The sequence below is a fragment of the Novosphingobium sp. BL-S-32 genome, assembly GCF_056857055.1.
The window spans coordinates 1,422,173-1,442,278 of sequence record NZ_CM166477.1 but is presented as its reverse complement, the minus strand read 5'-3'; the positions used below and the strand labels follow the sequence as shown (position 1 = coordinate 1,442,278).

The 20,106-nt window shown below is 65.2% G+C and carries 21 protein-coding genes; 7 read left to right on the top strand and 14 right to left on the bottom strand.

All coding sequences use genetic code 11. The annotated features are described in order from the left end of the window. Positions 1-13 precede the first annotated feature (13 nt). Both AC1VVK_RS22900 and AC1VVK_RS22895 read right to left on the bottom strand, forming a co-directional pair. Complete coding sequence (locus tag AC1VVK_RS22900; RefSeq protein WP_482905475.1) at positions 14-724, bottom strand: LuxR C-terminal-related transcriptional regulator; 711 nt, start codon at positions 722-724, stop codon at positions 14-16. 143 nt (positions 725-867) lie between these two features. Further along, the gene (locus AC1VVK_RS22895) at positions 868-1,083 is read right to left on the bottom strand and encodes a hypothetical protein (protein ID WP_482905474.1); all 216 of its coding nucleotides are present in this window, start codon (positions 1,081-1,083) and stop codon (positions 868-870) included. 497 nt (positions 1,084-1,580) lie between these two features. Between AC1VVK_RS22895 and AC1VVK_RS22890 the strand changes: the two genes are divergently transcribed. Both AC1VVK_RS22890 and AC1VVK_RS22885 read left to right on the top strand, forming a co-directional pair. Next, positions 1,581-2,261, top strand: a complete 681-nt coding sequence (locus AC1VVK_RS22890) for a response regulator (protein ID WP_132386249.1) — start codon at positions 1,581-1,583, stop codon at positions 2,259-2,261. After that, a complete protein-coding gene (locus tag AC1VVK_RS22885; RefSeq protein WP_165912140.1) occupies positions 2,261-3,586 on the top strand; it encodes a sensor histidine kinase in 1,326 nt (441 codons plus the stop codon). The genes AC1VVK_RS22890 and AC1VVK_RS22885 overlap by 1 nt, the downstream gene beginning before the upstream one ends. Before the next feature lie 16 nt (positions 3,587-3,602). Here the strand turns inward: AC1VVK_RS22885 and bdcA are convergent, their stop codons facing one another. Next, the gene (gene bdcA, locus AC1VVK_RS22880) at positions 3,603-4,316 is read right to left on the bottom strand and encodes an SDR family oxidoreductase (protein WP_482905473.1); all 714 of its coding nucleotides are present in this window, start codon (positions 4,314-4,316) and stop codon (positions 3,603-3,605) included. A gap of 25 nt (positions 4,317-4,341) precedes the next feature. Beyond that, positions 4,342-4,971: an FMN-dependent NADH-azoreductase gene (locus AC1VVK_RS22875; protein ID WP_482905472.1), complete on the bottom strand. Its 630-nt coding sequence runs from the start codon at positions 4,969-4,971 to the stop codon at positions 4,342-4,344. Positions 4,972-5,176: 205 nt separating this feature from the next. On the opposite strand from AC1VVK_RS22875, the gene AC1VVK_RS22870 reads away from it, so the two are divergent. Continuing rightward, on the top strand, positions 5,177-6,100 hold the full coding sequence (locus AC1VVK_RS22870) for a LysR family transcriptional regulator (RefSeq protein ID WP_482905471.1): 924 nt from the start codon (positions 5,177-5,179) through the stop codon (positions 6,098-6,100). On the opposite strand, the gene AC1VVK_RS22865 is transcribed toward AC1VVK_RS22870, so the two are convergent. Both AC1VVK_RS22865 and AC1VVK_RS22860 read right to left on the bottom strand, forming a co-directional pair. Beyond that, entirely contained in the window at positions 6,101-6,520 is a 420-nt protein-coding gene (locus tag AC1VVK_RS22865) for an Ohr family peroxiredoxin (RefSeq protein WP_482905470.1), read from the bottom strand. An 8-nt stretch (positions 6,521-6,528) separates the two neighbouring features. Beyond that, positions 6,529-6,996 carry a carboxymuconolactone decarboxylase family protein gene (locus AC1VVK_RS22860; protein WP_482905469.1) on the bottom strand — a complete coding sequence of 156 codons (468 nt, stop codon included), beginning with the start codon at positions 6,994-6,996 and terminating at the stop codon, positions 6,529-6,531. Positions 6,997-7,246: 250 nt separating this feature from the next. Between AC1VVK_RS22860 and AC1VVK_RS22855 the strand changes: the two genes are divergently transcribed. After that, positions 7,247-8,554 (top strand): ATP-binding protein, encoded by a 1,308-nt coding sequence (locus tag AC1VVK_RS22855; protein WP_482905468.1) that lies wholly within the window; start codon positions 7,247-7,249, stop codon positions 8,552-8,554. Positions 8,555-8,563: 9 nt separating this feature from the next. Here the strand turns inward: AC1VVK_RS22855 and AC1VVK_RS22850 are convergent, their stop codons facing one another. Then, a complete protein-coding gene (locus tag AC1VVK_RS22850) occupies positions 8,564-9,346 on the bottom strand; it encodes an SDR family NAD(P)-dependent oxidoreductase (protein ID WP_482905467.1) in 783 nt (260 codons plus the stop codon). 114 nt (positions 9,347-9,460) lie between these two features. On the opposite strand from AC1VVK_RS22850, the gene AC1VVK_RS22845 reads away from it, so the two are divergent. Beyond that, positions 9,461-10,357 (top strand): LysR family transcriptional regulator, encoded by an 897-nt coding sequence (locus AC1VVK_RS22845; protein ID WP_482905466.1) that lies wholly within the window; start codon positions 9,461-9,463, stop codon positions 10,355-10,357. Here AC1VVK_RS22845 and cls read toward each other — a convergent pair. From cls to AC1VVK_RS22830, 3 genes are all read right to left on the bottom strand, one after another. Further along, a complete protein-coding gene (gene cls, locus AC1VVK_RS22840) occupies positions 10,349-11,746 on the bottom strand; it encodes a cardiolipin synthase (RefSeq protein ID WP_482905465.1) in 1,398 nt (465 codons plus the stop codon). The two genes, AC1VVK_RS22845 and cls, sit on opposite strands and share 9 nt — an antisense overlap. Positions 11,747-11,815: 69 nt before the next feature. After that, a complete protein-coding gene (locus AC1VVK_RS22835) occupies positions 11,816-12,310 on the bottom strand; it encodes a MarR family winged helix-turn-helix transcriptional regulator (RefSeq protein ID WP_132386238.1) in 495 nt (164 codons plus the stop codon). A gap of 31 nt (positions 12,311-12,341) precedes the next feature. Beyond that, positions 12,342-14,249, bottom strand: coding sequence for an FAD-binding monooxygenase (locus AC1VVK_RS22830; protein ID WP_482905464.1), 1,908 nt, complete (start codon positions 14,247-14,249; stop codon positions 12,342-12,344). A gap of 367 nt (positions 14,250-14,616) precedes the next feature. Here AC1VVK_RS22830 and AC1VVK_RS22825 point away from each other — a divergent pair, with 367 nt between their 5' ends. Next, complete coding sequence (locus tag AC1VVK_RS22825; protein WP_132386236.1) at positions 14,617-14,943, top strand: hypothetical protein; 327 nt, start codon at positions 14,617-14,619, stop codon at positions 14,941-14,943. A gap of 176 nt (positions 14,944-15,119) precedes the next feature. Further along, entirely contained in the window at positions 15,120-16,076 is a 957-nt protein-coding gene (locus AC1VVK_RS22820; RefSeq protein WP_482905463.1) for an alpha/beta hydrolase, read from the top strand. Positions 16,077-16,123: 47 nt separating this feature from the next. Here the strand turns inward: AC1VVK_RS22820 and AC1VVK_RS22815 are convergent, their stop codons facing one another. From AC1VVK_RS22815 to AC1VVK_RS22800, 4 genes are all read right to left on the bottom strand, one after another. Beyond that, entirely contained in the window at positions 16,124-16,354 is a 231-nt protein-coding gene (locus AC1VVK_RS22815) for a hypothetical protein (RefSeq protein ID WP_132386234.1), read from the bottom strand. A 126-nt stretch (positions 16,355-16,480) separates the two neighbouring features. Continuing rightward, the gene (locus AC1VVK_RS22810) at positions 16,481-17,590 is read right to left on the bottom strand and encodes an acyltransferase family protein (RefSeq protein WP_482905462.1); all 1,110 of its coding nucleotides are present in this window, start codon (positions 17,588-17,590) and stop codon (positions 16,481-16,483) included. Continuing rightward, on the bottom strand, positions 17,584-18,714 hold the full coding sequence (locus AC1VVK_RS22805) for a glycosyltransferase (RefSeq protein WP_482905461.1): 1,131 nt from the start codon (positions 18,712-18,714) through the stop codon (positions 17,584-17,586). Before AC1VVK_RS22805 ends, AC1VVK_RS22810 begins: the two co-directional genes overlap by 7 nt. 33 nt (positions 18,715-18,747) lie before the next feature. Beyond that, positions 18,748-20,100 (bottom strand): glycosyltransferase family 4 protein, encoded by a 1,353-nt coding sequence (locus AC1VVK_RS22800; protein ID WP_482905460.1) that lies wholly within the window; start codon positions 20,098-20,100, stop codon positions 18,748-18,750. Positions 20,101-20,106: the final 6 nt, after the last annotated feature.

Sequence of the window (20,106 nt, the reverse complement as noted above, 5' to 3'; positions counted from 1 at the left end):
GGCGCGCCTTGCGTCAGTGGCTGCTGCGGGCGCGGGGGAGACTTTCTCCGGACATCTCGTAGCGAGGGCGGGGTTCGCACAGCGACATCTCGCGCGCCATGACGGCAGCCTGAGTCCGGTTCCGCGCACCCAGCTTGGTCAGGATCGACTTCACGGTCGCCTTGATTGCGGCTTCGGTGACATTGAGGTCGTAGGCGATCGTCTTGTTCTGCAAGCCGTTGCGCAGGCTGGCGAGGACATCGAGTTCGCGGGTGTTGAACTTGTAGTCCTCCACGCTCGAACTCTGCGGCGCGCTCCGGCTTGTGACGACCAGCATGTTGTCGACCATGTCGATGATCTCGGGCGGGGCTACCCGCTGTCCGATCGCCACCATCTGCATCATCGAAACCAGCGACTGGCAGGGCGAGTCGATCAGGAAGTAGGCATGCGCGCCCGCCATGTAGAGCGCTGCCATTTCCGAGAATTCGAAAGATTCGACCAGTACGACGATGCGGAGCCGGGGATAGCGCAGCAGGAGGTTACCCAGCGTGGCTGCACCGTCGGCGCCGCAAATCGACCTGTCGATGACCAGAATGGCCTCTTCATGGCGCCCTGCCAGCGCGGGAGCGAGAGCGGCCAGACTGCGCAGGGGCTCGGCGGTTCCAAGGGCGGAATCGGCCAGGATCCGGCACATTCCTTCCTGCGCGAGTGAGTTCTTCATCGCGACGAACATCGTGATGGACATGGTGGATGCTCCTTGCTTGCGGCGTTCGACCTCGAAAGTTTGCCGGGGCCGTCGTGCCCGGCGGAAAGGGACTGCGGCCGCTTTTCAGGCGGCGAAACGGACGGCGGAGCGCTGGGGGGATTTCGGTGAACAACCGCGTCGATCTAATGGATTTCGCTGTTAACCAGATGCAGCGAGGGTTTGCCGGTGCAAGGCGATGCACCGTCGGGATATTCGATATTGCCGTCAGGTCGCAGGATGAAGAACTCGGTGGTGTCGACGGAGCCGTTGATGGTGATCGGCCAGATCGTCGAGATCGGCACTTCGTCGCCCGCGATGCGGAAAGTATCGATGCGCCAGGCGATGACCTGATCCATCATTTCCGGTGCGGGAGATTCTCGTCCTCGTCCATGCAAGTTCGGTGACACGTAGAAGCCGTCACCCGCAGATACACACGTCGTAGAAATAAGCTCGTGGGTCATGCTACCCCCAGCCAATGGCGCCAGGCGCCGGGACATTCGCCTTGCAAGATCGGAACGGAATATTCCAATGATGACTTGCCTGTTTACTATGTCTCGTCCCGGCTTACGGCGACCTTACAAGCACCGCCGGATAAGATGATGTTGCGCTTGCCGTATTGTGTCACATTGGTGCAGTGTGGCGTGCCGGTCGTATGCGGTTCCCGCATCGCCGCAGCATGAAAGATGTTTGAGCATTTTCAAGTCAGGTGGGATCACCTGACGACTCGGAAAATGCGCCAAACAAACGATAAACAGAGCGCAATCCGGTTCGGAACGAACGGAATACGCTCTGAGCAACCACGGCAACGGCATGCCGGCTCCGGCTGAGATGCCTGAAGCCTTGCGGGGAGCGGGGCATGCGGCTGCTGATCGTCGAGGACAATCCCGAACTGGCAGAGCTTATCGGCCTCCATCTGGCCGAGGCGGGGTTTCCCAACGACATCGTTTCTACAGCCGATGAGGCGCGCGCCTTCGTCGAAACGGGACATCACGCCGCCATGCTGCTCGATCTCGGCCTTCCGGACGAGGATGGCATCGTGCTCCTGCGCCAGTTGCGTGCGGCGGGCCATTTCCTGCCGGTGCTGGTGCTGACGGCGCGATCGGCCATTGCGGACCGGGTGGCCGGGCTCAATGCGGGGGCGGACGATTATCTGCCCAAGCCCTTTGCCGCCGAGGAACTGATCGCGCGCGTCGCCGCGCTCTTGCGGCGGGCCACGGGCGATCAGGGCGGCGCGATCGCCTGCGGCCAGCTTCGGTACGATGTCGCCTCGCAGACCCTGCGTGTGGACGATACCACGATCGTACTCGCCCCGCGCGAAGTGCAGCTTCTGGATCTCCTGATGCGCCACCGGGACAAAGTGGTGCGTAAATCGCAGATCGAGTCGGCGTTCTTCGGCCTTGGCGAGGAATTTTCCTCCAACGCCGCCGAAGTGAGTGTGCACCGGCTGCGCAAGCGCCTGATGTCGCTGGACGTCGGCGCCGAGATCGTGACCGTGCGCGGGCTGGGATACCTGCTGCGGTCCGCGCAGGAGAAATGATGCGCACACCTTCCGTCCTGCGCCGGATTCTCGTCCTTCACGCCGCCGCCACGCTGATTACGGCCGTGTTCGCCGCATTGGGTGCGTGGCTGCTGATCGACAGCACGGGAGACCGGCTCCAGCGGCAGGTCCTCGACGAATATGCGCAGAAGATGCAGGCGGGGCTGGAGCGCCATTCGAAAGGCTGGACGATCTCGGAAGAGGCAGCCGTGGCCCTGCGCGGCGGGGGCAGCAGCTTCAGCTTCTGGGTCGAGGACCGGGGGCGCCGCATCGCCGTGGACAACCTGAAGTCCTCTCCCTCGCTCGCCGTGCCGACCCGGCCGGACGTCACCTATTTCAGGCGTGTGCGCGGCTCGAAGATCTATTCGGGCATCAGCATGCCGCTTGTCCGCGAGCCGGGAAGCTGGCTGGTGATCGTCCAGAACCTCGATCACCCCGACGTGATCTTCGACGATCTGCGCGCCCAGATCGTGATGGTTGGCGGCGGACTTCTGGCGATTTTCCTGGTCGGGCTGCTGACGGTGGACACTTACATCGTGCGGCAGTCGCTGGCGCCGGTCAAACGCGCCTCGCGCGAGGTCGAGCAGGTCTTTCCCCACCAGTTGCAGCAGCGCGTGGATACCGAAGGCATGCCGGAAGAAGTGCTTCCGCTGCTGCGCGCCTTCAACGCGGCGCTGGACCGGGTGGAGGACGCCTATCGGATCGAGCGGGAATTCGCGGCGGATGCAGCGCACGAACTGCGCACGCCGCTGGCCATTCTGCGCCTGCTGGCGGGGCAGGGCGGGCCGTCCGAAGTGCAGATGCGGATGCTTCGCCAGATCGATGTGGTCGAAGCGATTGTCGAGCGCCTGCTGCTGGTGGCGGAAGTGGACGCCATGGCCTGCGATCCGGAGGAAATGGTCGAACTGCGCTCGGTCGTGGAAGACCGCGTGGCCGCCATCGTGCCGCTGCTGATGGCGAAAGGGCAAGTCGTCGAGATCGTCGGCTTGCCGCGCATGGAGGTCTTCGCTTCGGAATATCTGGTCGGCCGGGTGCTGGATTCGCTGCTGGAAAATGCTGCGAAACATACGCTGCCCGGCACCCGCGTCACGGTTGCCGTAGGGCCGGGATCGGAAGTCCATGTGGCCGACACGGGGCCCGGGCTTCCCACTTACGATCCGCAGATATTCGCGCGTTTCGAGGCGGCTCGGCGGGATCTTTCGCGAAGTTCCGGATTGGGTCTCGCGATCGCCAGCGAATTGATGCGCAAGGTGGGCGGGAAACTGGAATCCCGCGCGAACGTCCCGAACGGCGTGATCTTCACGCTGCGATTTCGTTCGGTCTGAACGCGCGGGATAAGGATCAGGCCGCGAAGCCGCCGTCGATGGCGTAGAGACCGGCGGTAACGAAGCCGGCTTCCGCGCTCGCCAACCAGGCGACGAGGCTGGCGACTTCATCGGGCTGGCCATGGCGGGCAATCGCCATGAAGCTGTGCATGCCATCTGCCATCGGCCCATTTGCCGGGTTCATGTCGGTATCGACCGGGCCGGGCTGCACGACGTTGACGGTGATGCCGCGCGGGCCAAGATCGCGGGCAAGGCCGCGCGCCATGCCCTGCATGGCCGACTTGGTGAGCGCATAGGCCGCTCCGCCCGCGAAGGGCATGCGGTCGCCATTGGTGGAGCCGATCACCACGATCCGGCCGCCCTCGGGCATCGTGCGCGCCGCTTCGACCGAGGCGAAGTAGGGCGCGCGCACGTTAACGTCGATCATCCGGTCGATCGCGTCGGGATCGAGTTCGAGCGCATCGCCGATAACCAGCACGCCCGCGCTGACGACCAGCACGTCGAGCGGCCCGGCATCGCGGACAGTAGCGATCACCGCGTCGCGATCCGCTGCGTCGGAGCGCACGGCGGTCGCGCCGGTCTCTGTGGCAAGGGCTTCGGCCGCGTCCTTCGAACCGGCGTAGGTGAAGGTGACGGAGGCGCCTTCCTCGGCAAGTCTCCTGACGACAGCGGCACCGATACCGCGGCTGCCGCCGATGACGAGGGCTTTCTTGTTGGTGAAGCGAGTCATGAGTTCGGTTCCTTTCGAATGGAGATCAGGCAAGTTCGAGCGCCTGCGCGGGGAGAGGGAGAGTATCGATAGCGGCCTCGGCAGCGGCGACGACAGTGCCGCGCGCATCGGGGGAGAGGGCCAGCCCTTCGGCGTGGACCACGGTGACATCCGTGATGCCCACGAAGCCGAGCACGGCCTTGAGATAGGGCGTCTGGAAGTCCATGCCGTCAACCGGCGATCCGGGAACGAAAGCGCTGCCGCGTCCGGTGACGAGGTAGACCGGCTTGTTGGCGACCAGTCCCACCGGGCCCTGCGCCGTATAGCCGAACGTCACGCCGGCCTGGCACACGCGGTCGATCCAGGCCTTGAGCTGGCTGGAAATGCTGAAGTTGTACATCGGGGAGGCAATGACGATGGCGTCGGCAGCAAGGAATTCGGCGATCGCGGCATCGCCAAGCGCGATCTCCGCCGTGAAGTCGGCATCCGTTGCCGCGCCGCTCTTCGCGGCCAGATAGGCGCCGCTCAGGTGGGGGATCGGATCGGCGGCGAGATCGCGATAGATCACATTCGCGCCGGGGTTCTTGGCAAGCAGCCTTTCGACAAGGCGGCGGCCAAGCGGGCGGGTAACGGAAGCGTCGCCCAGAATGCTCGAATCGATGTGCAGAATGTTCATGGGGGCTATCCCTGTTCGGTTTCGTTGATCCTGAGATACGCTGCCGCCGACATTCCGATTAGCGGGCTGATGGGCATCTGATTGTTGCCTTCCTGATGCGTAATCGCTGCCCATTATGTTTGGAAGACAAGGCGGGCCCGGAGCGATTTCGCGTGACGGATCATTGTGCTAGCCTTGCCTTGTTCAATCGCGTGAAGGGGCACGCATGCCGCATCTGCCGGATTTCGAGGCATGGGCCATCTTCGCGAAAGTCGCGGAAAAGGGTTCGTTCAGTCACGCCGCCGAAGAACTCGGCCTTGCCAAGACCACCGTTTCCAAGACCGTGACCCGGCTTGAGGAGCGGATGCGGACCACGCTGCTCCACCGCACCACGCGCAAGCTCTCGCTAACCGAGACGGGGCGGCTGTCGCTGGAGCGCGCGATGCGCATCCTGGCTGACGGCGCGGCGATAGAGGCCGATATTCTGGAGGAAGCGGCAGTGCCGCGCGGATCGATCCGGCTCGCCTCGATGTCGGGCTTCGGCACCGACGCGCTGGCCTGTGCGCTGCCGGAGTTCCTCAGGGCCTATCCGGAAGTGCGTGTCGATCTTACGCTGCGCGAAAGCCATGTCGATCTTGTCGGGGAGGGGTTCGATGCCGCGATACAGGTCGGGGCGGGCGTCGATTCCAGCCTCAGGACCAGCCGCCTGTTCTCGTTCCGCCGCCCGCTGCTTGGCGCGCCGGCGCTGCTCGAAGCGAGGGGCATGCCCGCCCACCCTTCGGAACTGGCGCGCTATCCGGCGGTGATCCCGACCCATGTTTCATGGGGGCAGGACTGGGTGTTCGAACGGGAGGGGCATGAGGCGGTCGCGCTGCGAATGGACGGCTGTTACCGGGTGAACAACCCGATCGCCATGATACCCGCGCTCGTCGCCGGGATCGGGCTGGCCATCCTGCCCGAGTTCTACGTCTGGAAGCAGCTTGAAGAAGGCTCGCTGGTGGAACTGTTGCCCGACTGGCGGCCGCCGTCGGGCCCGGTCTTTCTGGTGACGCCGCCCGGCCGCGCGCGCCCGGCGCGGGTGCGCGTCCTGCTCGAATTCCTGCGCGAGCATTTCGCGCGCCAGCCCTGGGCGCACGGCATCGAGAGCTGATCAGGTCACGTCGATGCGCACCTCGACATTGCCGCGCACCGCTTTCGAATAAGGGCAGCGGGCGTGGGCACTCGCCGCCAGTTCCTCCGCCAGTTCGGGGGGCAGGCCGGGCAGGTCGAGCGAAAGGGACACGGCCAGCACCGGCCCCGATGCATCGCCGCCGCGCAGCCGGACCGTCGCGGTGACATTGCTGTCCGACGCCAGTGCGACGGCGCGCTCCTGCGCTTCCATCCGCAAGGTGGCGAGGAAGCAGGCGGCATAGGCAGCCGCGAAGAGCTGTTCGGGGTTGGTGCCGCGCCCATCGTCGCCGCCAAGGGCGGCCGGGGTCGAAAGATCGACCCGCAGCCGCCCGTCGCAGCTTGAAACGCAACCGGAACGTCCGCCAAGGACAGTGGCCTGCGCGGTATAGATCGGGTCCATGGGCTCTCTCACGCCGCCCCGGTCAGCTTCGCGACGGCGGCAGGCGCGGCGCGGAACGAGATCGCAAGGCGGTTGTAGGTGTTCATCAGCCCGATCGCGATGGTCAGATCGGACAGCTGCTTGGCATCGAAGACGCGGGCGGCGGCCTCATATTCGGCATCGGGCACGGCCGTATCGGCAACGCGGGTGACGGTTTCCGCCCAGGCGAGGGCGGCCTGTTCGACGTCGCTGAACAAGGGCCGTGCCTCGCGCCAGACGGGCACGAGCACCAGCTTCTCCGTGCTGACGCCCTTGGCCAGCAAGTCGCGGCTATGCATGTCGATGCAATATGCGCAGCCGTTAATGAGGCTGACGCGTAAGTAGACCAGATCGACCAAGGCGGGATCGAGTCCGCTTGTCATCACATAACCGTAGACGTGGCCCAGTGCCTTCATTCCGGCGGGGGCGGCAAGATTGTGATCGATGCGGTGGGTCATGGGAACGTCTCCATCGTGATCGTGAACTCGGGGTATGCGGCCCTGAATAGAGCAATGTGGGAAAGCCGATTAGGCACCGCGTCGTCACCTGATTGGTGCCTGCGAAGGGCATAATCGATGCCGGCCCGCGCCCTCGGCTCGTGTCAAATCATTGCCGGACACCCCTGCAAGATTGACGCGCTCCCCCTGTGATGAGAGGCCTTGCAAGAGGCGCGGCAAGCACAGGAACCGCAGGCGCCCGCCGAGAGAGGTGCCTTTGCCACGATTACGCTCCTCGCGCCTTCCGGTGCAGGCCGCGATCCTGCTTCTGCTGCTGGGGCTGGTCCAACTGGCTGGCAGCCTGCTGTTCTATCAGTCGATCGACCGCCAGACCCTGCGCGAGGACCACGCACGGCGGATTGCCGAACTGTTGGTCGTGAGCGAGCGCATCCATGGCATCGACGCGGGGCAGGTGGTGAAGGTCATGTCCACCCGTCATCTCGACGCGCACGTTGCCGCCGCACCGCTCGTGACCGGCGCCGAGATGGCGCGCCCGCTGCGGTCGATTGCGGGTGAAGTCGTCCGGTGGGAGCCGTCGCTGGCGGGCCGTGAATTCCATCTCGCCTATTCACCGGGGCCCCAGGGAAGGCGCGATCTGGTGGGTTCGATGCGGCTCGCCGATGGAACGTGGCTGAACTTCCGGTCCAGCGACATCGGCGGCACCTGGCCGGTCGCGGCCCGCGCGACCGTGCTGACGCTGCTGACCGCGCTCGCCTGTCTTGCGGTCGGTCTTCTGGCGCTGGGCGTGCTCACCCGGCCCTTGCGGCGGCTTGCGCGCGCGGCCGATGCGATCGGCCATGGCCAGCGTGTAGAGATCGACGAGCAGGGCTCTGCGGATCTGCGCGATCTCGCCCATGCGATGAACGTGATGCAGGAGCGCATCGCCCGGCTCGTCGAGGATCAGGCCCGCTCGTTCGAGGCGATCAGCCACGATCTGCGTACACCGCTCGCGCGCCAGCGGGTTGTTGTCGATCTTGTCGAGGACCGGGAGCTTGCCGACATCCTCGGCGGCAGCATTGAGGAGATGGAGGCGCTGATCGCGTCGCTTCAGGGCTACCTTCGCGCCCAGCATATCGCCAGCGAGCCCGAAGAGGTCGATCTGGGCGCGCTCGTCGCGGGCGTGGCCGGGGCCTATGGCGACTGCGTGCAGGTTTCCGGTCCGGGCGATGCCAAGACCCGGACTTATGTCGAACCGGTCAGGCTGGCCCTCTCGGCACTGGTCGAGAACGCGGTGCGGTTCGGCGGCGCGGCGCAAGTGCGGCTGCTCAAGACGGCCGATGGATGGAACATCGAGGTGGAGGACCCGGGCGCCGGCATTCCGGCCCGCCACTTCACGGACGTCCTCGCCCCGTTCTTCCGGATCGACGAGGCGCGCAGTCGGGACGTGCCCGGCTTCGGCCTTGGCATCCCGACGGCGCACCGGCTGATGATGCGCTTCGGCGGCGCGCTGTCTTTCGAGGACAGGGCGCAGGGCGGCTTTGTCGCGCGCATTCGCGTGCCCGCCGCCCCGCATTCCTGATCGGCGCGGCTATCCCGCCATGGCCTTGGCGATCTGCTGGATACGCGCGCGGCGGGCGCTGGCCGAGGTTCCGGCATAGCCCACTTCCTCGTCCTCCAGCGCCCAGTTGCACACCGGCCCATGCGGCAGCCGCGCAAGGCCGAGCGCGGCCACATCCTCGGACGAAGCGCAATTGTCAGGGAAGGCGTGCCCCTTGCGCGCCATGAGTTCGCGGTGCGCGGGCGTGTCGGTGCGCCCCATGATGAGGTTCAGCACGTCCACGCCGTGGGGATTGAGTTCGGCCCAGAGCCCTTCGCCGAAGACGAGATCGAAAGCCTTGCTGCCGCCATAGACGGTAATCCCCGGTAGCCCGCCATAGCACGCGCCCGAGCCGACCAGGATGATGCCGCCCCGCCCCCGCGCGCGCATCGGTCCGGCGAAGCGATGGCACGCCCGCATCGAGGTCATGACATTGCGCGTGACGAGCGCTTCCCAATCGGCCAGTGCGCCGTCGAGGAACAGCGCGCCGTTGGAATCGGCACCGGCATTGAGGATCAGCAGCCCCACCTCGCGCCCGTCCGCAAGATCGACCATGCGATCCGCCGCGTCCTCAAGCGCCAGATCGATCGAGCCGGTGACGCAGTCGACGCCGTGGTCCCGCGCGATTTCGGCGGCAAGCTCTGCCAGCGGCCCCTCGCGTCGGGCCACGAGGATCAGGTTGATGCCCGCTGCCGCCAGTTGGCGGGCGAAAGCGGCGCCGGTTCCTTCCGATGCCCCCGCGACAAGGGCCCATGGTCCGTACCGTTCGCGCATGTCCAAAATATTCTCTCCCGCTTATCCGTTCGCCGGGAGGATATCGAAGCACGGCCATGCCGCCATTTCAAAATGCGGCAGACTTCTATCTCGATCCGAGATAGCCCAAGGGCCATGGAGATCAGACGCCTGCGCTACTTTCTGCGGATTGCCGAAGACGGTTCGCTGACGCGGTCCGCCGGAGTGCTGCGGATCGCGCAATCGGCGCTGACGCGGCAGATGCGGCTGCTCGAACAGGATCTGGGCGTGAAGCTCTTCGTGCGCTCCTCGCGCGGGATGGCGCTGACCGAGGACGGCGAGCAACTGCGGACGTCGGTGGCCGCGCCGCTGCGCGAACTGGAACTCGCGCTCGATGCGATCCGAAGGCAAGGTCCGCAAGCCCGCTCGACGGTGGTGATCGGCCTGCCGCCGGGCCTTGCCGACATGCTCGGCCTGACGCTGGCGCTCGAACTGGAACGGCGCGTGCCGGACATTGCCGTGCGCATGGTGGAAGGGCCGACCGGCAGCCTGGTCGACTGGCTCAATCGCGGCGTGGTCGATCTTGCGCTGCTGGAGGATTCCGCCCGTGACGGCAGGATCGAGGAACGTCTGCTGCATGAAGAGCGGCTCTGGCTGATCGGTCCCGTCGATGCGCCTTTCAACGGCACCGTGCGGTTCGAGGATGCGGCGCCGTTGCCGTTGATCGTGCCGTCGCACCATCTCGGCATTGGCGGCGCCATCGAGGATGCCGCAGCGGCGCGCGGGCTGGCGCTCAATGTCCGCATGCACGTCGATGCTGCGCGGCTCGCTCGCGATCTCGTCGAAAGGGGGGCGGGCTATGCGATCCTGCCACACGGCTATTGCCGGGACGCGATTAGCCAGGGTCGTTTCCGGGGCTGGGAACTGGTCGAGCCGGAGCTGATGGTGGGTATCCACCTCGCCTTCCGGCGGCATCGGCGCGCGCGCAAGGGCGATTTCGACAGGTTGCAGGACGCCGTAACTGCTATCGCGAGCGAACGGTTCCTAAAGTAGCGGACTGACAAGCCGCGCCAGATTTTCCAGAAGGCGCGCAGTTTGCGGCCGGGCGCGCCATTCGGGTAGGGTCAGTTCGTCGCTGCACTCCAAATAGCCACGCAGGATTTCGAGCATCGGGGCGACGGCGTCCGCCCCGTGCAGGATAAGGCTGATCTCGGCATTGAGCGCGAAGGAGCGCATGTCGACATTGCTCGATCCGACCACGGCGATTGTGTCGTCAATGGCCACCGACTTGGCGTGCAGCAGATGGCGGCGATAGCCATGGAGGCGCGCGCCGGCCTCCAGCAGTTCCTGATAGTAGGAACGCTGGGCATAGCTGACGAGGCGCTGGTCGACGACTTGCGAGACGACAAGGTTCACCGAGACCGAGCGCGCAGCCGCGTTCTTGACCGCCGTAATCAGCGCCTGATCGGGGATCAGGTAGGGGGAGACGATGGTGACTTCACGCCGCGCCCGGTGGACCAGTTCGACGAGCAGACGCTCGTAGCCAGTCGTGCCGAAATCCGGCCCGCTCGGCATGGCCTGATGCACCGAACTGCCCACCGGAGCTGGGATCGGCAGCGCGTCGAGCCGCTCACCGGTTTCGAGGTACCAGTCGCTGGCGAACATGGCATCGAAGGCCGCCACCACCGGCCCTTCGACGCGCGCGACCAGTTCGTCGTTGACGATGCCCGGCTTGAAGTCGCGGTTCACGATGTTCTGGGATCCGACGAACGCGATCCGGCCATCGAAAAGGCAGAGCTTGCGGTGATTGCGCAAGTCCGTGCGCGCGCGGCGCAGGGGCGCGAAGCGTACCGGCAGGACGAGGCGGGCTTCCACTCCCGCTTGCCGGAGCAGGGCCATGCTGCGCTTGGCCCATGGGCGAGATCCCAGCGCATCGACCAGCACGTGCACGGGAACACCGCGCCCGTGCGCCCGTGCGAGAGCCTCCGCCACCGCCTTTCCGGTGCGGTCGTCGGCGAAAATGTAGGTCTGGAGACGTATGCGGATCGTGGCGGCATCGATCGCCTCGATCATTGCGGCGATAGTGCCGTCATAGTTGCTCAGCAGCCGGGCGGAATTACCGGCGCAGGCCGGAAATCCGCCGAGCATTTCGGCCAGTTGCTGGATCTCGGACTGTTCGGTGCCGTCGGCCGCGAGGTCCCGGGCGACCTGCTGCCGAAAGGGCCGATCGTCGGCGAAGCGGGCCTGTCGCCACGCCGGGAACTGCGCCCGGCCGATGAAGCGATAGAGGATGAGCGCCGGCACCGGCAGGAACAGCACGAAGAGCAGCCAACTGCGCGCGGCTTCGGGCGAGCGGCGCATCGGCAGGATCACCACCATGGCCAGGCGAATGACCCATTCGATCAACAGGTAAGTCAGCGCAAGCCGCGAGGCGTCGAACATGGGGTCCAAGGTATCGAGCAGCGCGCGCCATGGCCAGCCTTGAGATAGGCTGGCTGGATTCGGCCCGTATCAATCCTCCAGCGCGGGCAGTTTTCCGCTGTCGACAGCGCGCAGCGGTGCCCGGCTGAGTTCGTTTCCGGCGCGCGTCAGCTTGGAGAGCAGGGCAACGAAGGTCTCCTGCTCTTCGGGCGAGAGACCGGCGAGAATGTCTTCCTGCACCCGCTCGATCCACGGATTGGCGCGCTCCAGCACGTCCTGCCCCGCAGGCGTAAGCGCAAGGACCCGGGCGCGGCGGTCGGTCGGGCTGATCTCGCGCACGACAAGGCCCTTCTGGACCAGCCGGTCGATCACCCCGCCGATCGTCACGCGGTCATAGGCGATCATCCCGGCCAGGGTCTGCTGGCCCAGCCCGGGATGATCGCGCAAGGTTATCAGCGCGGCGAACTGCACCGCCGTCACGTCGATGTCCGCTTCGGCCATGCGGCTGCCGAAAAGGGCGACCGAGATCTGCTGGAGACGGCGGATCAGGTGGCCGGGCAAAGTTTCGAGGTCGCGGTTGCTCATGCCGGCACCTAGCGCGATTTTGCCGCCTTCCTCAAGCCCGCCGAAGGATCGCCGCGAAGTACGCAGACAGTTCTACTCTTGCCTCCAGCGGCAGCACATGTCCGATGTACTGGTCCGGGCGGACGACGATCATGCAGCCCCGTTCGCGATCGATCCCGCGCATATCGTAGATATCGCCCGCTCCAGCGTCGACGCAGAACGCCTTTTCGTAGTCGCGCAGGCCCAGTTCGCCCTTGCGGGGCCAGAGCAGGCCGGGAAGATCGTCCATCGACAGCGACTGGTGCGACTGCTGGAATATCGCGCGGACGTCGATAACCGCATCGCCATCCGCGCCCGCCGGAGTGTGGCGCACCAAGGGAGAGGCCGGATCGCTTTCAAGGAAGCGGCAGAGTTCGGCAATGTGGGATTCCGGGCGCGAACCCGGCGCGAGGCCGTCCTTGCCCGCGAAGAGATAGATCCGCCAGCGTCCGTCTGCAGCAGCGACATGGCCGAGCTGCATGGGCTTGGCATCGGCCAGCCGCACGACCGGGGCCGAGTGGAAACGCATGCCGATCCCGAACCCTTCGGCAAGGCCCTGATGCTCGCCGCTGCCGGTCAGCGCGGAGGGGCGATACTGTGTGGCGGTGCCTGCGGTGAAGCGACCCTGCTTGACGAAGTAGCGCTGGAACGCGGCGGGATCGACGCCGTCCCCGGTCTCGTCCGTCTTCGGCTTGGCGCTGAACATGGCGGCGAATTCGCGGTCGAAGTCGATCAGTTCCTTGGCGATGGCCTGCCGCTCCGCCGAATAGCTGTGCAGCAGTTCCGGCCCGGCCCGATCGGCCAGCACGGCGGCAAGCTTCCAGCCGAGGTTGAAAGTGTCCTGCATGGACACGTTCATGCCCTGGCCCGCCTTGGGGCTATGCGTATGGCAGGCGTCGCCCGCGATGAAGACGCGGGGGAAGCGCGTGGTTTCTTCGCCTGCGGGCACATCGTCGAACTTGTCGCAGAGACGCTGGCCGATCTCGTAGACGGACCACCACGCAACCTGCTTCACATCCAGCACATAGGGATGGAGGATGCGCTGCGCCGCCGCGACAAGCTGGTCTTGCGTGATGTTCTTGGCCGAGACGCGCTCGTCCGCGCCCAGTTTGTCCAGCTCGATATAGAGGCGCACGAGGTAGCCGCCCTCGCGCGGGATGATGAGAATATTGCCCTCGTTGGCCGAGTGGATCGCGCTCTTGAGGCGGATGTCGGGGAAATCGCTGTAGGCAAGCACGTCCATCACGCCCCAGGCCTGATTGGCGGATTCGCCGGTGAGGCCAAGTCCGATAGCCTGGCGAACCCGGCTGCGCGCGCCGTCGCAGCCGACGACGTAGCGGGCGCGGATCACCTCGATCGCGTCCTCGCCTTCGGTGCCGACCGGGCGGAGGCGGACCAAGACGGGCGCCTCGGGGTCTTCCAGAACGGTCAGATCGACGATTTCCATCCCGTAGTCCGGCACCAGCCGGCTCGGCGAATTGCGCATGCATTCAAGATAGAAGTCATGGACGCGCGCCTGATTGAGGATGACATGCGGGAATTCGGAGAGCCCTTCCTCGGTGTCGCGGATGCGGCCGTGGTGGGCGATGTTGCGAGCCTCGGTCTCGTCAGGCTTCCAGAACGTGGTCTCGTTGACCCAATAGGCTTCCCGGGCCACACGGTCTGCAAAGCCGAAGGCGTTGAACATTTCCATCGTGCGGCAGGCAATGCCGTCGGCCTGACCAAGCTCCAGCGGCCCGGGCTTGCGCTCGATGATACGCGTGCGGATCGCGGGGAAACGCGCGAGTTGGGCGGCCAGCGTCAGACCCGCGGGCCCGCAGCCGACGATCAACACGTCGACTTCGTCCGATACCGTGGCGCGAGCGGCGGCCGGATGGATTTCGGGATCGCCGGTGCGGAATCCGTTCAAATGAAACTGCATGTGCATCCTCGCTTGCATGACGGTCTCATTGGGAGAGGGCCGCCTTTGAGTCGATATATGTAGTATGCGACATAAATTTAGCGGTCAACGTGGATGAGGGCTGGGCGCGGTAAGCGACGGCAGCCATGAGGAACTTTTTTGTCGCTGTTCGCCGGAATTGTGCGGGGTAAAAGCTTGGACAGGATGGCGAAGGCGTGTCGCTGCGCGGCCATCGACATCGATCAAGCACGCTGAATTGTCATGAAAATCACATATTGCGTGGTTCCCGGCAAAGTTGAATGCTGGCGCGCCGATGTGCGGCGGGCCGTGCCGGCCGGTTGAATTGCGTGATGCCGATCGTGGGGTCACGATAATGGAGGACGTATTGATGAAGCTTGTTGGAATGGCCCTTGGCCTGGCAGTTGCTTTCGCTCCGATGGCCGCCGAAGCACAGGCAGCGGCGCCTGTGGCCGCCACGCCCTCCGCCACTGCGGGCTATACCGTGACCGAAACGAATATCGGCACCCTGCTTGACGATCCCGCTGCCAAGGCGATCATCGACAAGTACCTGCCCGGTCTTTCCACGAACCCGCAGATCGACATGGCCCGTTCGATGTCGCTGAAGACCGTCCAGCAGTACGCACCTGACAAGATCACCGACGAGGCGCTGTCGAAAGTTCAGACCGACCTTTCGAAGCTGCCCGCCAAGAAGTGAATACGATCCGGTCGCCGGTCATGATGCCGGCGGCCGGACAATGCGGCAAACAGAGCGTGATTGCGTGGTGTTCGCCGGTGGTGCGATGCCTGCCCACTGGCGGCCGATCTTGGTTGGCACCGGCAACGGGGCGGGCCATCAGACGCGGACGACAGGACAATTGAGGTCAATCGACGATGCATGAGAGCAGCCGGAAGCTGGTGGCGCCTGAACTCCTGATCGGGCTCGATGTGATGCCCGACGTCGATTTCGGCGCGGGCATGGCGCAGTTTCGCCAACCTTTCGCCTCGCGGGAAATGCAGCCGCTGCCGGAAAAGCTGGCCGTCGTTTCGCGAAGCGAGCATCGCATCCCGAGCGGGAGCGATGCACCGGACGTGCGGGTGCTTCGTTACGATCCTCCCCAGACGGACAAGGCCTTGCGCCCGGCCATGCTGCACATTCATGGCGGCGGCTATGTGCTGGGCGATGCCGACATGAGCGACATCTCCAACCGCTCCACGGCGCTGGCGACGGGCTGCGTGGTCGTATCGGTGGACTATCGCCTCGCGCCGGAAACGGTCTGGCCCGGCGCGCTGGAGGATTGCTACGTCGCGCTCCGCTGGCTGGCCGACAATGCGGACAAATTCGGCATAGACAGGGACCGTATCGCGGTTTCAGGCGAAAGCGCGGGCGGCGGCCATGCCGCTGCGCTGGCCATTCACGCCCGCAATGAAAACGGGCCGGCGATTCGCTTCCTGCTGCTCGACGCCCCCATGCTGGACGACCGCACGGTCGCCGGAAACGATCTCAATCCCTATAGCGGCGAATTCGTCTGGACACCGAAGAAAAACCACTTCGGATGGTCGGCATTGCTGGGCCGCGAGGCCGGCGGCGATGACGTGCCGGAGGCAGCTGTCCCCGCCAGAACGAAAGACCTGACCGGATTGCCGCCCACCTTCATTTCGGTGGGCGCGCTGGATCTGTTTCTGGAAGAAGACATGGAATTCGCCCGCAGATTGATGCGGGTGGGAACGCCGGTCGAACTGCACGTGATTCCGGGCGCCTATCATGGCTTCGGCGTTGCCCAGAACGCCCCGCAAGTGGCCGAGCTTGTTCGCCTCCGCATGGCAGCCTTGGGACGGGCTTTTGCGTAGGGGTGAATTTACAAGGCGCCGCGCGGATGCGCTGCGCCTTGGGCTCTTCAGCGGGTTGCCCGGCTCGGCGTGATCGAAAAGCGGCCGGACCGGCTCCAGTAACCGGCGCCCGCCCGAAAAGTGCCCGTTCCGTCAAGGTGCACGAAAGCGTCCGGCTTGCCCAGCGCCTGTGCGATTACGCGCTTGGCGGCGGCATGGGCGGCGGCTTCGTCGCCGGCATCGATCTTCTGGTGGATGGGATCCGACCCGGGCGAGGTCGAGAACTGGAGGTCGAACATCGACGGATTTGCGCTCCTTGCGCGGATCAGAGCAAATGCAATGCCTGATGCTTTAGGGGCGGTGGGGGAATCGTCAATGGCCGCTGGGCACGGCAAGCGGCAGACCGAGTGTCTCGCGCGGCTCAACTATTGGGCGGCGAGGGGATCGCGCCGGACCGCGCTCTTGCTGCGGCGCCGGAGCCAGCGCTCTACCGGACGGTCGAACAGCAGGTAAGTCAGTATCGCGGCCGTCAGCGCCAGCAGTAGCATCGCCGCGGCCAGTGCCAGATCGCCCGCCGCGGTGCCGCTGGCCCAGCGCTCCATGAATGTCATGAGCGGCCGATGCACGAGGTAGAGCGCGAACGATGCCTCGCCCAGAAGTTGCAGCACGGGATTGTGCAACATGCCGGACAGAGCGCCCCGGCCATGCGCGAAAATGAGGATCAGTGCCGCCATCGGCGGCACGAACACGAGCTGGTAGCGGAACGCCAGCGGCACCGCGAACCAGTCGACCGCGAACATCGTGGCCAGCACCGTCGCAACCAGTAGGGCCTCGGTCGGGCCGGTTGCCCAGCGTCTTCCCATGCCTTGCTGCCATGCGCGGTAGAGCAGGATGCCCGCGAGGAATTCGAACAGACGGGTCAAGGGGAAGACGTAGAACAGCCAGTCGACGAAAGGCGAGTAACCGTGGACCTGCATGGACGCGACGCTGGCGCCTGCCGCGATTACGGCGATCCCGCCGATGAACACGCTCCGCATCGTCTTGGGGCTCATCTTCACCAGCCAGGGAAACAGCGTGTAGAAGAACAGCTCATTGGACAGTGTCCAGGAAGGGCCGTTCAATGAATAGTGGATCAGCGGCTCGGGAAACCAGCTGTGCAGCAGCGCGAGGTTGAGCCAGATCGCGGGTGTCGGCGGCAAGTCATTCTTCAGCACCAGATAGCCGATAAACGCCAGTCCGACCGCCAGATGGAGCGGAAAGATCCTCGCCAGACGCCGATAGAGATAAGTCGCCACCGAAACCTCGCCGGTTTTCAGCGCGCGCTCATAGGCGTGGGTCAGGATGAAGCCGGAGAGGATGAAGAAAAAGGTGACGCCGCAGGCGCCTTGCCGCAGGAACACCTCATAAAGGCCCCGCAAGGCGGGGCTACGGCTCTGTTCGAAGAAGACCAGATGCGAAAGCAGAACCAGCAGCGCCGCGAAGAAACGCAGCGAGGTCAGCTGGGCAAGCTTGGCGTGGCTCTGGACCGTCAACATCCGGGCGCGGGTGTGAGCAACTCAAGATAGCGATTGGCCGAAACCCGGGTGGTGAACTGCTCCAGCCAACTGGTCGGCACCGGCGCGGGGCGCTTGTTCAGCACATCGAGCATGGCGTCTGCCAGCATATCCGGGTCTTCCACGTTCACCAGCTTGCCGAATCGGCCATGGTCCAGCGCTTCGGCAGGGCCGGAAGGGCAGTCGGTGGCGATTACGGGCGTGCCCAGCGCCATCGCCTCGATCACCACATTGGCCAGGCTCTCGAACCGCGAGGACAGCACGAAAAGGCTGGCCTTGGCGGTATAGGCATGGGGATTGGGCGCGAAGCCGGGCATCGACACGTCTTCCGAGAGGCCGAGGCGATTTACCAGATCGGTCAGCATCGGGCGCTCCGAACCGTCGCCCAGGATGATGAGGCGGCAGCGCATCTGCTTGCGGACTGTCGCGAAGGCGGTGATGAGCGTGCCGAAATCCTTCTGATGCTCAAGGCGGCCGACGCCCATGACGATCGGCACGTCGGGATCGCGGAACCACGGATGGTCAACCGGCGCCTGACCGGATTCGATCAACCCGTCGCTGACGATCGGGTTGTAGATACAGGTGATCGTGCCCGGATCGATGTCGATCACTTTGGCAAGATCCAGCGCCGTGCCCTTGGACACTGCGACGATGGTATCCGCGCGCGGATAGAACAGGTGGGCCAGCCGGAAGAACCAATACCGCGATTGCCAGGGCCGCGCTTCGTCAAGATCGACCGAGGGGAAGCAATGCTCGGTCAGCATCAGGCGGAAGTGGAAGCCCGCGATCCACCGCACCAGAATGGCGACGAGGTTAGGAAAGCCGAAGCCCGTGCACATCACCGCCTGCGGCCGGGTCCGGCGCAAATAGGCGCGCAGCTTGGTCACCCGCGCGATGGGGCCCTTTGCGTCGAGCACTTCGTAGGTCACGCCCTCGGGAATGAGGGTGCGGAACGGCGACCACGGATTGTCGAGATCGACCAGGATCACTGGGTGGATGCCGCGCGCCAGGAACTCCTCGGCAAGGTTGAACACCACCCGGTCGACACCTCCGTTATAGAGCTGCCGCGCGTAGAAGACGATGTCGGGTCTGTCGGTCTGTTCCATGGGCTGGCTTTCGCAAGATCCTGTGTGACGGCGCTATCCGGCCATGACCGGCGCGCCGCGGTGCGGTTGGGAAACGTCCTGCAATATCCCTGCGATTGTGCGTGCCTTAACCGCCCAGTCGTGCCCTTCGCGTTCGAGGTGACGGCGGCCGGCATGGCCCAGATCGCGGCGCAGTTCAGGTGAATTGGCAAGGCGGCGCATGGCGGCGGTGAGCCCGTCCACGAAGTCGCTCTTCGACGAAGGCGGCACCAGGATCGCGCAGTCGCGGCTTGCATATTGGGCGGCGCCGCCCCAGTCGGCGGCGATCACGGGAACGCCAATGGCCATGGCCTCCATCATCGCGATACCGCCGCATTCCCTCAGCGAGGGCGATACGAAGGCGCCGGCGTCCAGCAGCAGTTCCATGTAGCGTTCGAGCGGAACGCGGCCATGCATCACCACGCTGTCGGCAAGGCCTTCCGTGCGCACCAGTTCCTCGATCTCGCCGTAAAGCTCCCCGTCGCCGACAAGGTCCAAACGGACGCCGCCCGTGCGGGCAAGCGGCGCGAAAGCACGCACCAGATAGGAGATGCCTTTCCAGTCCACGAACCGGCCGCAGAAGATGAAGGACATCTTGCCGCCCAGCGCGGGATCGGCGCCGCGCGGCTGCCAGCGGCCGAGGTCGACCGCGCTCTCCATCACTTCGCGGATCTGCCCGGAGACGCCGCTCGGCAGGGCCGCGCGCGTCTGCTCGTTGGCGACCAACAGCACGGCGGCCTTGCGCTTGCCGGGGATCAGCCGGTGGAGCAGCCCCGTGGCGCTGCGCGTGCCGGAGATCGCCATGCGCACCAGCGGGCCATCCATGTGCCGGAAGGCGGGCGGCAGGTCCATGCCGCCGCTCATCGGGCCGATCACCACCGGAGCGCCCAGATCGTACATGAAACTGACGGCCCGGGCCGCGATCGGCGCGGGCTCGAAAACCACGTCGACAGTGCCTTGCGCCACTCGCCCCCGAGCCATCCGCCGGATGCGCTGCTGGGTAATCAAGTGGATCAACTGGTTGAAGACGAGATCCTCCACGCGGTGCGGAAAGATCCGGCCGATGCGGAACAGGATGCGTTGCAGGAAGTGATCACTGACGAAGGAAAACCGCGCGAACATCGCCGGGTCGAGGTCTTCCGCAAGTTGTTCGCGAACGCGCTCGTGGCAAATGATTCTGACATCGTGCCCCAGCGCAAGGAAGTGCTGGAGGTAGTAATAGGGCAGGATCGTTTCGCCGCTGAGATTGCGCGATACGTTCTCGGCGATCAGCAGAATGTTGAGCTTCGGGGCTTCCGGCTCTGACGGAGTCTTCCTATTCCCCAGGCCGGGCTGCGGGAATTGAGGGGAGGGCAACTGCACGGTCATTCCGTT

What these genes read in the sequence shown, in the direction of transcription:
- AC1VVK_RS22900 (WP_482905475.1), bottom strand. Translation starts at nt 724, where the DNA reads ATGTCCATCACGATGTTCGTCGCGATGAAGAACTCACTCGCGCAGGAA.
- AC1VVK_RS22895 (WP_482905474.1), bottom strand. Translation starts at nt 1,083, where the DNA reads ATGATGGATCAGGTCATCGCCTGGCGCATCGATACTTTCCGCATCGCG.
- AC1VVK_RS22890 (WP_132386249.1), top strand. Translation starts at nt 1,581, where the DNA reads ATGCGGCTGCTGATCGTCGAGGACAATCCCGAACTGGCAGAGCTTATC.
- AC1VVK_RS22885 (WP_165912140.1), top strand. Translation starts at nt 2,261, where the DNA reads ATGCGCACACCTTCCGTCCTGCGCCGGATTCTCGTCCTTCACGCCGCC.
- bdcA (WP_482905473.1), bottom strand. Translation starts at nt 4,316, where the DNA reads ATGACTCGCTTCACCAACAAGAAAGCCCTCGTCATCGGCGGCAGCCGC.
- AC1VVK_RS22875 (WP_482905472.1), bottom strand. Translation starts at nt 4,971, where the DNA reads ATGAACATTCTGCACATCGATTCGAGCATTCTGGGCGACGCTTCCGTT.
- AC1VVK_RS22870 (WP_482905471.1), top strand. Translation starts at nt 5,177, where the DNA reads ATGCCGCATCTGCCGGATTTCGAGGCATGGGCCATCTTCGCGAAAGTC.
- AC1VVK_RS22865 (WP_482905470.1), bottom strand. Translation starts at nt 6,520, where the DNA reads ATGGACCCGATCTATACCGCGCAGGCCACTGTCCTTGGCGGACGTTCC.
- AC1VVK_RS22860 (WP_482905469.1), bottom strand. Translation starts at nt 6,996, where the DNA reads ATGACCCACCGCATCGATCACAATCTTGCCGCCCCCGCCGGAATGAAG.
- AC1VVK_RS22850 (WP_482905467.1), bottom strand. Translation starts at nt 9,346, where the DNA reads ATGCGCGAACGGTACGGACCATGGGCCCTTGTCGCGGGGGCATCGGAA.
- AC1VVK_RS22845 (WP_482905466.1), top strand. Translation starts at nt 9,461, where the DNA reads ATGGAGATCAGACGCCTGCGCTACTTTCTGCGGATTGCCGAAGACGGT.
- cls (WP_482905465.1), bottom strand. Translation starts at nt 11,746, where the DNA reads ATGTTCGACGCCTCGCGGCTTGCGCTGACTTACCTGTTGATCGAATGG.
- AC1VVK_RS22835 (WP_132386238.1), bottom strand. Translation starts at nt 12,310, where the DNA reads ATGAGCAACCGCGACCTCGAAACTTTGCCCGGCCACCTGATCCGCCGT.
- AC1VVK_RS22830 (WP_482905464.1), bottom strand. Translation starts at nt 14,249, where the DNA reads ATGCAGTTTCATTTGAACGGATTCCGCACCGGCGATCCCGAAATCCAT.
- AC1VVK_RS22825 (WP_132386236.1), top strand. Translation starts at nt 14,617, where the DNA reads ATGAAGCTTGTTGGAATGGCCCTTGGCCTGGCAGTTGCTTTCGCTCCG.
- AC1VVK_RS22820 (WP_482905463.1), top strand. Translation starts at nt 15,120, where the DNA reads ATGCATGAGAGCAGCCGGAAGCTGGTGGCGCCTGAACTCCTGATCGGG.
- AC1VVK_RS22815 (WP_132386234.1), bottom strand. Translation starts at nt 16,354, where the DNA reads ATGTTCGACCTCCAGTTCTCGACCTCGCCCGGGTCGGATCCCATCCAC.
- AC1VVK_RS22810 (WP_482905462.1), bottom strand. Translation starts at nt 17,590, where the DNA reads ATGTTGACGGTCCAGAGCCACGCCAAGCTTGCCCAGCTGACCTCGCTG.
- AC1VVK_RS22805 (WP_482905461.1), bottom strand. Translation starts at nt 18,714, where the DNA reads ATGGAACAGACCGACAGACCCGACATCGTCTTCTACGCGCGGCAGCTC.
- AC1VVK_RS22800 (WP_482905460.1), bottom strand. Translation starts at nt 20,100, where the DNA reads ATGACCGTGCAGTTGCCCTCCCCTCAATTCCCGCAGCCCGGCCTGGGG.